Raw genomic sequence first — 12569 nt, forward strand, 5'->3', positions numbered from 1 at the left:
CCCCGCCGCGGCTAACGGGGCCACAGCGCCAGACCGCTCACCACCGGGCGCTCGCGCTCGGGGAAGACGAGCGCGCCCTGCAGGTAGAGCTGGGCCGAGCCGCCGCTGTCCATGCGGATCGCGCCCCAGGCCCCCAGCGCCCGCAGCCGCTCGGCGAGGACGCCGGGCGTGGTCTTGCCGCTGGTCACGAACCACAGCTCGCCCTCGCGGGTCCAGGCGACGGCCGCCTGGTAGGTGACCTTCGTGATCTGCGGGGCGTCCGCGGCGAAGCCCTCGGCCGCGGGGTGGTAGGCGAGGCGGCCGGCCTGGACGAGCAGGGGGCCCGCCTCGAGCGCGTAGCGCACCGGCGGGTCGAGGTTGACGTAGAGCGAGAGCCGGTTCCCGGGGCGCAGCCGCCCGGTCCAGTCGGCGTCGCCGGCCGGGTAGCTGAGCGCCCAGCGTCCGGGTTCGAGGTCGACCGGCGCGGGGTAGGTGTGGACGACCCGGTCGCCCTCCACCACGATCACGTTCTCGCCCCTGCGGCCGACGCGCCCCGGCAGCGTGTGGGCGGTGAGGCGGGCGGGCCAGCGGTTGAGGCCCACGCGGTAACGTTCGCCGGAGCCGGTCTCGACCCAGGCCTCGAACTTCGGCACCGCCGCCTGGGGCAGGCCGCCGTCCCACATCAGGGCGCTGCGGCCGTAGGGCAGGCTCCGCGGCACCCCGTCGACCACCCACAGCCCGATGGGGGTGGCCGTCTTGGGGTCGTAGTAGCCGCCGTTGAGCACGGCCAGGGCGCCGGGGGCGAGCGCGTTCAGCTTGGCGCGCCGGCCCGGCGTGCCCACCGGGCGCATCCGCCAGGCTCCGGGAGCGGCGACGAGGCGCACCAGCTCCAGCGGCTCCGGCGTCCAGACGTACTCGCGGCGCAGTTCGAAGCCGGGGGCGACACGCTGGACCCGGGGCGGAGGCACGAAGTAGGCGTCCATCACGAAGCGCGCCGGGGCGCCCAGCTCGAAGGTGCGCCAGCGGTAGACGCGGTCTTCGGGGGCGAGGAAGCGGATCTCGGTGCCGCGCTCCGAGTAGCGGAACGTTAGCCCCTCCAGCGCGGGCGGGTTGGGCACGAAGTAGGGCACGAAGAAGGTGAACCAGCCGGGGCTCGCGCCCTCGGCGCGGGGCAGCTCGGGGGCGGGCCCGGGCGGCAGGTCGAGGACGAGGCGCAGGCGGTCCTTGGCCAGGCGGTGGCGCAGCCGCGCCGTGGGCAGCGTCTCGGGGACCAGCCCCGCCGCGCGCAGCACCCGTTCGTCGAGGCGGTAGCCGGGGCCGCGGGGCGGCGGCAGCGCCGGGTCGAGCGGCGCGGTCCAGCCCAGGCCGGGCACGTAGCTGAAGGCGAGCGCGCCCTTGCGAAAGACCACCGCCCCCTCCTGTTCGTGCACCTCGAGGCCCAGCCACGCCGCCGGCACCTGGGCCAGCGCCAGGCCGAAGAGCAGGGCCAGGGCCAGAAAACGGCGCACGGTCAGGTTTCCCGGGGCAGGTAGAGGCGCGGGTTGGCCTCGGGGAAGGGGTTGTCGCGGGCCTCGAGGCTTTCGAGCTCCTCGGGGGTGCGGCCGGCGCGCAGGGCCTCGGCCAGCGCGAAGAAGGCGCGGGCGTGTTCGCGGTAGCGCTCGCGGGCGTAGTCGGCGGCCTGGCCGGTGTGGATCAGGAAGGGCCAGTCCGAGGCTTCGAGCAGCAGCAGCTCGCGCATCATCTGCCGCAGGGTGCGCACCCGCTCCTCGCGGCACCCGCGCGCGGCCAGGATCATCTCGGCCTCGGCCTGGTAGACGGTGCGCCAGTAGTCGCGGGTCCGTTCGTTAAGCCAGACGCGGTGGTCGCCCCCCTCGCCCCAGGAGCCTTCGGGGAGGGTGAGCGCCAGGGCGGGCTCCTGCACGGCCACGCGCGCGGTCACGGCCTCCAGGGGGCGGGAGGCGAGGGTGCGGTAGACCTGCTCCAGCCAGGCCACCCCTTCGAACCACCAGTGGCCGAAGAGTTCGGCGTCGTAAGCGGCCGTCGTCACCCCAGCGGGGTGCCGGCGGGCCAGGTCCTCGAGCAGGGCGACGAAGTGGCCCGCGTGCACGCGCACGCGCTCGAAGGCGGCCTCGGGGTCGTAGGGGGCCTTGCCGCCCAGATCGGTCTGGCGCGAGGTGACGCGCCAGTGGTGCAGCCCCGACTCGGGGTCCTTGCGGTGGAACTCGCGGTAGACGGGGTCGCCGGGGTAGCCGTAGTCGGCGCTCCAGACGACCAGCGAGGTCGCGCGGCTGCGGGCGAGCATGCGCAGGCCCGAGGGCAGCTCGAGCACCCGGTGGACGCGCTCGCCCTCGCCCTCCTCGTTCGAGCGGCCGTAGGGCCCCGCGGGCTCGCCCCCCTCGACCAACGCGGCGTCGGTGAAGGCGTAGCGCAGCCCCGCGTCCATCAGGAACTCGTCCACGCCCGGGCGCATGCCCGCCGGCGGTCCGGGCACCGGCGGGGTCCACAGCCCCGGGGGGCGGTAGGCCATCTCGGGCAGCCAGTACCCCAGCGGGTCGGCGCGGAAATGGCGGCGGTAGGTGTGCACCCCGGTGCGCACCTGGGCGGTCAGGGCCTCGGGGTATCCGAGAAGCGGGGAGTAGCCGTGGGTGGCGCTCGAGGTCACGAGCTCGATCTGCCCCCGCGCCTGGGCCCGCCGGAAGGCGCCGGGCAGGTCGCCCGCCAGCGCCTCGAAGTCCGCCAGGGTGCCCTCCCAGAAGCGCAGCTGGAAGGCGGCCGAGGGCTCCAGGTCGCCGCCGCGGTAGCGCTCCAGGTCGCTCCGGGCGCGCTCCAGGCGGTCCTTCGCATAGCGCACGAACCCCTGCTGCACGTCCGCGTCGGCGAGCTGTTCGACCAAGATGGGGGTGAGGCCGATCGAGAGCGGCGCCGGCACCCCGTCCGCCCAGAGGCGGTCGAGCGCCCGCGCCAGGGGCAGGTAGGTCTCGGCCATGACCTCGTAGAGGGTCTCCTCGCCGAAGGGCCAGGCCCCGTGGGCCCGAACGTAGGGCATGTGGGCGTGCAGAACCAGGACGAACTTCATCGTCCTCATCCTACCGTCTGCGCCAGGCGTACCCCACGAGCCCCGCACCGGCGAGCCCCAGCGCGCCGGCGAAGAGCGAGCGCCAGGGGAAGCGCTTGCGTGCGGGCGGCAGCACGCCCGAGCTCCAGACCTGCGCCTGGTCGGGGGCGATCACGTCGAGCGCGCGCGGCGCGTCCGCGGGGCCGTCCAGGTACCAGACGCCGCCGCCGGGCAGGGCGCGGCGGAAGCCCCAGGGTTCGAAGGGGTCGTAGAGTCCGGCGGCCACGTAGGCGCGGGGCCGGCGGATCAGGTCGGTCTGGACCCAGATCCAGTCGCCCTCGCGCCAGGCGCGCACGGGGGCGGCGGCGCCATCCGGCGTGCGCCGTTCCGCCCCCCAGCCGCTGATCAGGTAGGCCTCTTCCCAGCCGCCGTCCGCGGGGGTGCGCAGACCGGCGCCCGGCAGCGCTTCCTCACCGCCGGGTTCGGTGTCGAGGTAGACGGCCACGACGGCCAGCGAGAACCCCAGCGGCGCGCCGGCGGGGTCGGGGTAGCGGGCGAGGCGCACGCCGAGCCGCCAGCGCCCCTCCACCCGTTTCATCTTGAAGCCGGTCAGGTCGGCGGCGCCGACCTGCTGGTAGACGGCGGCGCGGGGGTAGTCGAGGCCGGCGCCGTGGTCGTCGCCGACCGGGTCGGTAAGCAGCAGTAGCGCGAGAACGAACCAGTTCACCGTACACACTCCAGAAGTCGGGCCGTCAGCTTTTCGGGGTCGTGGCGCACGAAGGCGCCGGCGTGGGCGAAGTCGCCCTCGACGACGCGCACGCCGTCGGCGTCGAAGGGGGCGGGGTCGTAGGCGACGGGGTACTGCCCCTCTTCGGCGTAGCGCGCGAGGGCTCCGGGCTCGAGCGGGGCGGTGTGCACGAGCACCGCGTCGGGCCGGCGGCCCAGGTGCTCGGCCACCGCCTTGTAGTGGGCGTAGGCGTCCATGCCGTCGGTCTCGCCGGGCTCGGTCATGACGTTCGTCACGTAGACCAGCCGGGCGGGGCTCTCGGCGATCGCCCGGCGCAGGTCGGGGGGGAGGAAGCTGGGGATGACCGAGGTGAAGAGGCTGCCGGGCCCCAGGACGATCAGCTGGGCCCGCGCCAGCGCCCGCAGCACCTCGGGCATCACCGGGGGGCTCTCGGGCTCGAGCCAGACCTTCCGCACCCGGCCCGGCGTCTCGCGGATGCGCGACTCCCCCTCCACCCGCTCGCCGCTGACCAGCTCGGCGACGAGGCGCGCGGGGTGGGGGGTCGAGGGGTAGACCGCGCCCGAGAGCGCCAGCACCCGGTCGGCCATGCGTACGGCCTCGGCGAAGTCGCCGGTGAGTTCGAAGAGGCTGACCAGGAAGAGGTTGCCGAAGGTGTGCCCCGAAAGCCCCTCGCCGCGCTGGAAGCGGTACTTCATCAGCTCGGGCATCCGCTCCACCTCGCTGAGCGCGGCCAGGCAGTCGGTCAGGTCGCCCACCGCGGGCACGTCGAAGCTCCTGCGCAGGCGGCCGGTGGAGCCGCCGTCGTCGGTGACCGCGACCACGCCGGTCAGGTTGGCCGTGCGCGTCTTGAGGCCGCCGAGCAGGTTGGAAAGCCCGGTTCCGCCGCCCAGGGCGACGACGCGGGGGCCGGCCTCGAGCCGCCGCTTCTTCCAGATGCGTTCGGGAAGTTCGTCGGGGTCGGTGACGGCCGAGAGGATCGAGCGGTTCATGGCGCGGATGCCCAGGCTGAACACCCCGAGCCCCACGAGGAAGGAGACCGTGCCCGAGAGCCAAAGCGGCAGGCCCAGGTTGCGGGTGAAGAGCACGAAGTCGAGCACCCAGTCGAGGAAGACGCCCTGCCAGCTCAGCTGGGCCACGCCCAGGAACATCAGCAGCATGCCCGCCGCGGCGACCAGGACGTAGCGCTTGACCCCCATGCCCGGCCGCAGCCAGCGCAGGAAGCCGAGCAGCCGCCTAGCCCTCTTTGCCCACATCGCGGTGCTCCCGTTCGACCTCGAAGTCTTCGCCCAGTTCGCGCGCCAGCCGCTCGACGACGGCCACCGAGCGGTGGCGCCCGCCGGTGCAGCCCACGGCGACGGTGTAGCCGCTGCGCCCCGCGGCGCGGGCCGCCTCGGCGGCGCGGCGCGCGGCCTCGCGCAGGGTGCGGTAGTAGGGTTCGGCCTCCCCCGTGAAGACGTAGGCGGCGACCTCGGGGTCCGTGCCGGTGCGCGGGCGGAGCGCTTCCTCCCAGTGGGGGTTGGGCAGGGCGCGCACGTCGAGCAGCAGGTCGGCCACCTGGGGCGGCCCCCACTTGTAGCCGAAGGAGATCAGGCGCAGCACGAAGGGGCGCTCCTCGCCGAGCAGCTGGGCCAGCCGCTGGCCCAGCTCGCCCGGACCGGTTTCGCTGGTGTCGAGGATCCAGTCGGCGCGGCCGCGCAGGGGGGCCAGCAGCCTGCGTTCGGCCTCGATCTCGCGCAGCAGGTGCCCGCCGCGGAGGGGGTGGGCCCGCCGGGTGAGGTTGTAGCGCGCCAGCAGGACCTCGGGCCGGGCCTCGAGGAAGACGAGGACCGGCTCCGCGCCGGAGGCGAGGGCGTCGATCGCGGACGGCGCGGCGTCCAGGAAGGCGCGGGCGCGCACGTCGATCCCGAGCGCGACCCGCCGCACCCCTGCGGCCTTCAGCGTCGCGACCAGCTCGGCCCAGAGCGCGGGCGGCAGGTTGTCCACCGCAAAGTAGCCCAGGTCTTCCAGGTGGGCCAGGGCCGTGCTCTTGCCGGCGCCGGAGAGGCCGCTGATCACGACGACGCGCATCCTTTCCAGTTTGGCATGCGTTGCGCAAGGCCTCATGAGACGGACGGCCGTCCCCCGGCGGCCGCGTATAATCGCCTTGGTATGCGCGTGCGGGCGGGAGAACCGCGGGACGCCGCCGACCTGCGTCGCCTGCTCGAGGGGATCGTGGGGAGGCGGCTGGAGCCGGAGCTGGTGGGCGAACTGAACGCCCAGCTGCTGCGTTTCCTGGGGGGCGAGGGCACCACGCTGGTCGTGCTCGAGGACGACGGCCGGGTCGTGGGCGCGGTGACCTTGTGGTTGCGGCGGGGCCTCTACGACGACGGTCCGGTCGCCGTGGTGGACCGGCTCGTGCTCGACCCCGGTTACCAAACTCCCGAGCACGCCCTGCGCCTCTTGGAGCAGGCCTTCGGGGTGGCCCGCACCGTGGGCGCCCTCGACGTCGAGGTGCTGGACGCCGAGGGCTCCTACCTTCCCGAAGCGGCCCTGGAGGCCCTGGGGCTCGAGCCCGCACGCCTGTGGAAACGCCGCATGCTCTAAAGGAGGCCCGAATGAACGTACTGCCCAAAGGAGCCGAACCGCCCCACCTCAAGCTCACCGCCCTGGACGGACGCGAGCTCGACCTCGCCGCGCCTCCGGCCGCGCTGGTTCTGGCCTTCGTCCACCCCGACGTCGCCGCCAGCCGCAACGTGGTCGGCTTCCTGCGCAAGCTGCAGGAGATGCTGCCCGACCTGCCCGTCTGGCTCGTCTCCAGCGCCGACCGCGAGGCCACCGAGCGCTACGTGAAGGGTTACCTGGGCAACTACCTTGAGGGGTACCCGGTCGTCGCCGAGGGGTGCGCGGTGCTCGAGGCCTTCGGCGCCACCCACGTCCCCACCGTCCATTACTTCGCGGACGGGAAGGTGGACGTGGCCTTCACCGGCTTTCACAAGCTCGCGCTCAACACCCTGGCCGAGCGCGCCGCGGCCGCGCTCGAGGCCCGGGCCAAACCCCTGATCACCGACCTGGAGAACAAGGGCGAGTACGAACTGGCCGAACCCAGCGGTTGCTAGGACGATGCAAGGGCCGGTGACGCGGCTGTACAAGCTGAGCATCCAGGTGGCCTTCAACCTGGCCATCGTGGTGCTCGTGCTGGGCATGTTCGTGGGGGTGTGGCGGGTGCTGGCCAACCTGGGGCACACCCTGGGCCCCGGCACCACCCCCGAGGCCTTCCAGACGCTGATCACCGACGCGCTGACGCTGCTCGTCGTCATCGAACTGGTGCGCACCTTCGTGGACTACTTCGAGTGGCAGCGGGTGCGCATTCACGTCCTTCTCGACGCCGGCGCCATCTTCCTGCTGCGGGAGCTGATCATCAAGCTCTACGCCCACGACTACCAGGGCCTCGAGGTGGTCTGGTGGACGGCGGGCATCCTGCTGCTGATGCTCGCCCGCACCCTGGCGGTTCGTTGGCCGCCGCCCCGCCATCCCGGAGGGGAGGAGGAGGCCCATTCCTGACCGCCGCCCCGAGGTGGTGCTGGGGTGGGTGCTGGGCGCCGACCTGCGCGACCCCGAGGTGCTGGCCGCCTACGACGCCGCCCGCAAGCGGCTGCACGACCACCTGAGCGCCGCCTTTCCCGAGTTCGCCTGGCGGATCGAGACCTCCGAGCGCCGCGCCTTCATGCCCCGCGGCGCCCTCGACCCCGTCGACCTGCTCGAGGTCGGCGTGGCGGAAAAGCTGCACCGGCACTGGGACTACGTCCTCGTCGTCGTGCCCAACGAGCTGATCTCGCGGCACGGACCCAGCACCCTGGGCGTGCCCAGCTCGGCGCTGGAGGCGGCGGTCGCCTCGAGCAGCCGGCTGGGCTCGGGGACCCGGCTCGCCGGCCGCCTGGCGGCGTTGGCGCTTCACCTGCTCGGCCACCTCTGGGGGTTGGACCACGCCGGGTCGGGGCCCATGCGCCCGGTTGAGAGCCCCGAGGACCTCGCGCTCGCGCCCTTTCCCGAGGCGCAGCGCGAACAGGCGCGGCGCCAGCTCGAGGAGGTGGCCCGCACCCGCCTCGAGGACGTGCGCGTGCGTTGGGGCGCGCTCAGCTTCTACGGCCGCACCTTCGCCAAGGACCCGCGCGAGATCCTCTCGGCCATCTGGGGCTACCGCCCCTGGCGGATGCCGATCTACCTGGGCCGGCTCAGCGCCGCGGCGGCGGTCAGCGTCGTCTACTTCCTGCTCACCTCGGACGCCTGGGCGCTGGGGGCGCACCTTTCCTGGCGGGCGGTGCTGGGCCTGGCGGCACTCAGCATCGTGGCCGCCGCGGTCTTCATCTTCTCGGGCCAGGACCTGGGCCGCCTCGGCCGCGAGCACGCCTGGCGCGAGCAGCTGGCCCGCACCCGCCTGGTGCTGCTGGGGACGCTGGGGCTGGGGATGCTCTCCCTGTGGCTGGGCCTGCTCCTGCTCTCGCTCGCCGGGGCCTGGGTCCTGCCCCGGGCGCTGCTCGAAGCCTGGATGGGCCTCGCGCCCACGGCCGAGCACCTGCTGCGCTACGCCGTCTTCACCGCGACGATCGGCGTGCTCGGGGCGGCGCTGGGCGGCAACCTGGAAGAGGAACGCGAGATCAAGGCCGAGCTCTTCTTCGACGAAGAAACCTGAACCCACGGCAAAGGGCGGTACCGGAGGCGGCGGCGCCTGGACTATAGTCTATTCATGTCAAGAAGCATAAGTCATTACGTTGACATATTCGCCGTGATGTGCAATCAATAATGTTGCGGTATCGAGGTTGCCCGTGTGGGGCCGGCTTGGCGCGCGGCGCCGCGCCCGGCCGGACTAGACTGAAGGATAGGAGGAGCACAAGATGGTGATAAAAAAGGAACACGCGCAGGCGCTCGAACGCCTGCTCGCGGACGAGCAGGCCAACAAGCCCTACACCCCGCTCGAGGAGGTGGACGAACCGACCTTCGTGGAGTTGGAGCTCGCGGGCCTGGCGCGTTTCAGCACACCGGTGCGGATCGTGCCCACCTACTTCGGCCGCGAGCTGGCGCTGTTGCTCCGCGACCTCTACCGACAGGGCCCCGACGCCCGCTCTGAAGCCGAAGAGGAGGCGGAGGGCGAGCTCGTGGTGCTCGAGGGGCGCGGCCTCGCCCGCCCCGAGGCCTGGCCCGAGGGCTGGCGCTGGATCGGCAGCGAGGTGATCGCCATGCTCGACGCCGCCGAGCGCGCGGGGCGGGTGGGGCCGCTGGCCGCGGACGCCCTGATGGAGCGGGGGTTGGCCGTGCGCGTGCGCGAACGCGCCACCAAGAAGGAGTACCTGACCCTTTCCACCGCCGGCCGCAAGGTGCTGGAGATCTACCGCGCCGCCGAGCCGGGCCTCGAGATCGACGCGGCGCTGGCCGAGGTGGTGCGCAAGCTGCCGCTGGGCCCGGCGCCGGCGAGCGAGCTGCCCACCCCCGCGCACGACGAGCAGCGGCTCGAGGCCATGCGCCTCGTCGCCTACTCGCTGCCCGACTCCGACGTCTTCGCCTTCACCGCGCTGGGTCAGGCGGTCAAGAAGGCGCTGGCCACCGGCGGCTGGGGCGAGGGCGACGTGCTCACCGCCGACATCCTCTGGGCCCTGGCCGACTACGTCGACGCCGGTGAGGCCACCGAGGCGGGGCTGGCCACGCTGCAGGCCCTGGGCTACGTGGGCCCCGCGGGCGAGTTGCTGCCGGCCGGCGAGTGGGCGCTCGAGGCCTTGCGGCTGTGGCAGGGCGGCGTGCGCGAGGACGTGTGGAGCTTCGCGCTCGAGGCCGAGGAGGCCGAGGTGCTCGAGCAGATCGCGGCGCTTTGGCAGAAGGCCAGCGAGACGAACCCCGAGGAGCGCCCGAGCTTCGAGGTGCTCCGGCGGGCGATGATCGACCGCAAGGCGGCCGAGTACAAGGCGCTCGTCGAAAAGTACGGGCGCAAGCTCGACGCGATGCCCGAAAAGCAGCGCCTCATCGCCGAACGCTTCCAGACCGCGGCGGATCTGGCGCGCTGGTACGACGACAACTTCGACCTGCGCGAGGCCCTGTTGAGCCTGGAGTCCTTCGGCCTCCTCGAGACCGGCGAGGACGAGAAGGGCCGCGAGGTCTTCTACCTGACGGACTGGGGCGAGCTGGTCCTCGACGATCAGCGGGCGAACCGCCGCGACGTGAGCGCCACCGCGGTCAAGGCCGTCACCATGACGCGCAAGACCTTCTCGGCGCCGGGCCACGCGTGGTGGCGGGAGGCCCGCGAGCAAGGGCTCGTGGGCAGCGCCGAACCCACGCGCTCGGGCCTCCTCTACGCCCAGCTGGCGGAGCACGCCGAGCGCCTGCCGCACCTCTCGCGCTACGAGCTGATGGTCTTCCACGCCGTCCCCGCCCGCGGCATGAGCGTGGACGAGGTCTACGCCGCGCTCGAGGGCAAGCTCGACCGCGAGCGCATCCGCTGGGCGCTCGAAAAGCTGGAGGCGCGCCACCTGATCGACCGCCTGCCCGACGGCAACGTCGTCGAGACCCGCGCCGGCGAGCGGCTCGACCGCGCGCTCGCGGGGGTGCCCGAGGGCTTCGGCAACCCGGTGAACCCGCTGATCTTCCGGGTCGTCGAGGCCTTGCGGGCCGTGGGCAGCCTCTACGTCAAGGAGAAGCGGGTGCGCGTCCTGCCGCGCAACCTTAGCGAGGCCATCGAGTACAGCGGGCTGCCCCGCGACGTCTTCGAGGACGCGCTCGAGGCCGCCCGGGCGGCCGGCTTCGTGGGGCGCAATTCGATCAACGAGGCGGGCCTGCTGCTGCTCGAGGCCGCGGAGGCCATGAATCCCGGCGAGGACGTGCACGGTCTCGTAGAGTTGGAGTAAAGGAGGCCGTTATGGTGGACCTGGATCAGGTGAAACAGCTGCTCGAGCGGGGCGACGTAACCGAACTGGCCCGGTACCTGGCGCGGACCTACCCCCAGGGGCTGGTGGGGGAGCGCGACGCGCTGGTGACCCTTTTCATGAAGACGGGGATGGGGCACGCGGAGGCCGTGCGCTGGGCCAGCGAGCTCGAGAAGGAGGGGCACGCCCACCACCTTCCCGGTACGAGCCCGCGCTGGGTCTTCACCAGCAAGCCGGTCTCGATGGCCGCCCTGGCGCGCATGGTCAAGGGCGAGTGGGGCGCCTTCGTGGGCGCCAGCGACGAGGCCGTGGAAGAGGCCTTGGAGTTCTTCGAGCGGCAGCTCGGCGTGGACCACGCCACCGCCCAGGAGATCTACCGCGGCCTCGAGGCCGCCGGCTACGTCTCCGTGGCCTACCAGGAAGGCCCCGACTACGCCCGCGACCGGGTGCTCTTCGAGTTCCCCGAAGTCTTCCTCAAGCAGGTCTAGGCGTGTTCGTACTCGAGACCCTCGCCCCCCTGGCCGCCGGCCCCGAAGGCTTCCCCCGGCGCGACGGGGCGGCGTACCTGCCCGGGGCCGCCCTGCGCGAGGCCCTGCTGACCGCGGCGCTCTCCTACGCCATCGAGCGCGACGAGGCCTTCGCGGCCGAGATGCGCCGTTTCACCCAGCACGCCTTCAAGGGCAGCGCCGGCGAGCTGGCGGCGGCGATGTTGGAGGCGCTGCTGGCGCGCCAGCCCGAGCTGGAGGCGCTCGCGCCGGCCGACCTGCCCCTGGCGGAGCCGGCGCGGCGGCGCGTCCTGGTGGTGGACACCGCCGCAGGGCGGGTGGAGGGCGAGCTCGAGCTGGAGCTCTTCGAGGGGCGCGCGGAGGCGCCCGACGTCTTGCAGCCCGAACTGGAAACCTGGCTGGCCGCGGCGGCGCGGCGCTACCGGGCGGCGCTGGCCTCGGCCGAGGCCGCGGAGCTGACGCGGATCCTCCCCGAGTCGGCGCCGCTGTACCGTTCGCTCGAGGCCCGCGAGGGCGAGGGGACGTTCTGGCCGCTGCGCGTGGGCTTCTGGACGCCGGAGCCCGAGGGCGGGCGTTTCCTGGCCTTCGCGCGCTCGGCGGCGGCGGACCGCGCGCTCGAGCGCCGTTTCCGCGCCCGGCCGCTGCCGCGGAGGATCTTCTACGATCCCGAGACCCGGCGCAGCCTGGGCTGGGCGAACCTGAGGAAGGAGGGCTGATCCGTGTTTCCCATCCGCGACTCGATCCGGCACCACGGCCCCGCGCTCGTGACGCGCCTGCTCATCGCCGCCAACGTCCTCGTCTTCTTCTGGCAGCTGAGCCTGGGCCCCGAGGGCTTTCGCTGGGCGGTAAACGCCTACGGCTTCGTGCCCAAGTTCTTCTTCGCCGACCCGGCGGGCGAGTTCGGGCGCATCTTCACCAGCATGTTCCTGCACGGGGGCTTCGAGCACATCCTGGGCAACATGTGGTTCCTCTGGATCTTCGGCCCGGCGGTGGAGGCGCGCCTGGGCGGCGGACGCTACCTGCTGGTCTACCTGCTGGCGGGCATTGGCGCCGCGCTCGTCGAGGCCCTCTTCCTCCCCGGCAGCACCGTGCCCATGATCGGCGCCTCGGGGGCGATCTCCGGGGTCTTGGGGGCGTACTTCCTGCTCTTCCCCACGGCCTGGATCCTGACCCTGATCTGGCCGCTGCCCCCGATCTTCTTCTGGTTCCCGGCCGCCTTCTTCATCGGCTACTGGGTGCTCATCCAGGTCCTCTACGGGGCCCTGGGCCTGCCGGGCGTGGCCTGGTGGGCGCACGTGGGCGGGTTCATCGTGGGTTACCTGCTCACCTACCTCTCCCGGCCCCGGCGCGAATACAAGGCCGAGCCTTTCTGGCACGGCATGTACGGTTTCTAG

General features: G+C 72.9%; 13 protein-coding genes. 8 read left to right on the top strand and 5 right to left on the bottom strand.

The genetic code is table 11. From position 1 onward, the window contains the following. Positions 1-11 precede the first annotated feature (11 nt). The 5 genes from OCEPR_RS01245 to rapZ are packed head-to-tail and all read right to left on the bottom strand — an operon-like array spanning position 12 to position 5849. A complete protein-coding gene (locus OCEPR_RS01245; protein WP_013456889.1) occupies positions 12-1487 on the bottom strand; it encodes a phosphodiester glycosidase family protein in 1476 nt (491 codons plus the stop codon). A gap of 2 nt (positions 1488-1489) precedes the next feature. Then, on the bottom strand, positions 1490-3055 hold the full coding sequence (locus OCEPR_RS01250) for a 1,4-alpha-glucan branching protein (RefSeq protein WP_013456890.1): 1566 nt from the start codon (positions 3053-3055) through the stop codon (positions 1490-1492). A 10-nt stretch (positions 3056-3065) separates the two neighbouring features. Then, on the bottom strand, positions 3066-3761 hold the full coding sequence (locus OCEPR_RS01255) for a glucodextranase DOMON-like domain-containing protein (protein ID WP_013456891.1): 696 nt from the start codon (positions 3759-3761) through the stop codon (positions 3066-3068). Beyond that, positions 3758-5035: a gluconeogenesis factor YvcK family protein gene (locus OCEPR_RS01260; protein WP_013456892.1), complete on the bottom strand. Its 1278-nt coding sequence runs from the start codon at positions 5033-5035 to the stop codon at positions 3758-3760. The genes OCEPR_RS01255 and OCEPR_RS01260 overlap by 4 nt, the downstream gene beginning before the upstream one ends. Continuing rightward, positions 5016-5849, bottom strand: a complete 834-nt coding sequence (gene rapZ, locus OCEPR_RS01265; RefSeq protein ID WP_013456893.1) for an RNase adapter RapZ — start codon at positions 5847-5849, stop codon at positions 5016-5018. Before rapZ ends, OCEPR_RS01260 begins: the two co-directional genes overlap by 20 nt. Before the next feature lie 81 nt (positions 5850-5930). Between rapZ and OCEPR_RS01270 the strand changes: the two genes are divergently transcribed. The 8 genes from OCEPR_RS01270 (at position 5931) to OCEPR_RS01305 (ending at position 12569) form a co-directional block, all read left to right on the top strand. After that, a complete protein-coding gene (locus tag OCEPR_RS01270; protein WP_013456894.1) occupies positions 5931-6365 on the top strand; it encodes a GNAT family N-acetyltransferase in 435 nt (144 codons plus the stop codon). Between the two features lie 11 nt (positions 6366-6376). Beyond that, a complete protein-coding gene (locus tag OCEPR_RS01275) occupies positions 6377-6877 on the top strand; it encodes a hypothetical protein (protein WP_013456895.1) in 501 nt (166 codons plus the stop codon). Positions 6878-6893: 16 nt separating this feature from the next. Beyond that, positions 6894-7322: a phosphate-starvation-inducible PsiE family protein gene (locus OCEPR_RS01280; RefSeq protein WP_187288497.1), complete on the top strand. Its 429-nt coding sequence runs from the start codon at positions 6894-6896 to the stop codon at positions 7320-7322. Positions 7323-7338: 16 nt separating this feature from the next. After that, positions 7339-8451: a hypothetical protein gene (locus tag OCEPR_RS01285; RefSeq protein ID WP_187288498.1), complete on the top strand. Its 1113-nt coding sequence runs from the start codon at positions 7339-7341 to the stop codon at positions 8449-8451. Between the two features lie 202 nt (positions 8452-8653). Then, positions 8654-10651 (top strand): DUF505 domain-containing protein, encoded by a 1998-nt coding sequence (locus OCEPR_RS01290; protein WP_013456898.1) that lies wholly within the window; start codon positions 8654-8656, stop codon positions 10649-10651. Between the two features lie 11 nt (positions 10652-10662). Beyond that, complete coding sequence (locus tag OCEPR_RS12960; protein ID WP_013456899.1) at positions 10663-11157, top strand: hypothetical protein; 495 nt, start codon at positions 10663-10665, stop codon at positions 11155-11157. A 2-nt stretch (positions 11158-11159) separates the two neighbouring features. Continuing rightward, a complete protein-coding gene (locus tag OCEPR_RS01300) occupies positions 11160-11891 on the top strand; it encodes a hypothetical protein (protein ID WP_013456900.1) in 732 nt (243 codons plus the stop codon). A 3-nt stretch (positions 11892-11894) separates the two neighbouring features. Continuing rightward, positions 11895-12569, top strand: coding sequence for a rhomboid family intramembrane serine protease (locus OCEPR_RS01305; RefSeq protein ID WP_013456901.1), 675 nt, complete (start codon positions 11895-11897; stop codon positions 12567-12569).

Origin of the sequence: Oceanithermus profundus DSM 14977 (assembly GCF_000183745.1) — a bacterium.
GTDB classification, from domain to species: Bacteria; Deinococcota; Deinococci; order Deinococcales; family Marinithermaceae; genus Oceanithermus; species Oceanithermus profundus.

What these genes read in the sequence shown, in the direction of transcription:
- OCEPR_RS01250 (WP_013456890.1), bottom strand. Translation starts at nt 3,055, where the DNA reads ATGAAGTTCGTCCTGGTTCTGCACGCCCACATGCCCTACGTTCGGGCC.
- OCEPR_RS01260 (WP_013456892.1), bottom strand. Translation starts at nt 5,035, where the DNA reads ATGTGGGCAAAGAGGGCTAGGCGGCTGCTCGGCTTCCTGCGCTGGCTG.
- rapZ (WP_013456893.1), bottom strand. Translation starts at nt 5,849, where the DNA reads ATGCGCGTCGTCGTGATCAGCGGCCTCTCCGGCGCCGGCAAGAGCACG.
- OCEPR_RS01270 (WP_013456894.1), top strand. Translation starts at nt 5,931, where the DNA reads ATGCGCGTGCGGGCGGGAGAACCGCGGGACGCCGCCGACCTGCGTCGC.
- OCEPR_RS01275 (WP_013456895.1), top strand. Translation starts at nt 6,377, where the DNA reads ATGAACGTACTGCCCAAAGGAGCCGAACCGCCCCACCTCAAGCTCACC.
- OCEPR_RS01290 (WP_013456898.1), top strand. Translation starts at nt 8,654, where the DNA reads ATGGTGATAAAAAAGGAACACGCGCAGGCGCTCGAACGCCTGCTCGCG.
- OCEPR_RS12960 (WP_013456899.1), top strand. Translation starts at nt 10,663, where the DNA reads ATGGTGGACCTGGATCAGGTGAAACAGCTGCTCGAGCGGGGCGACGTA.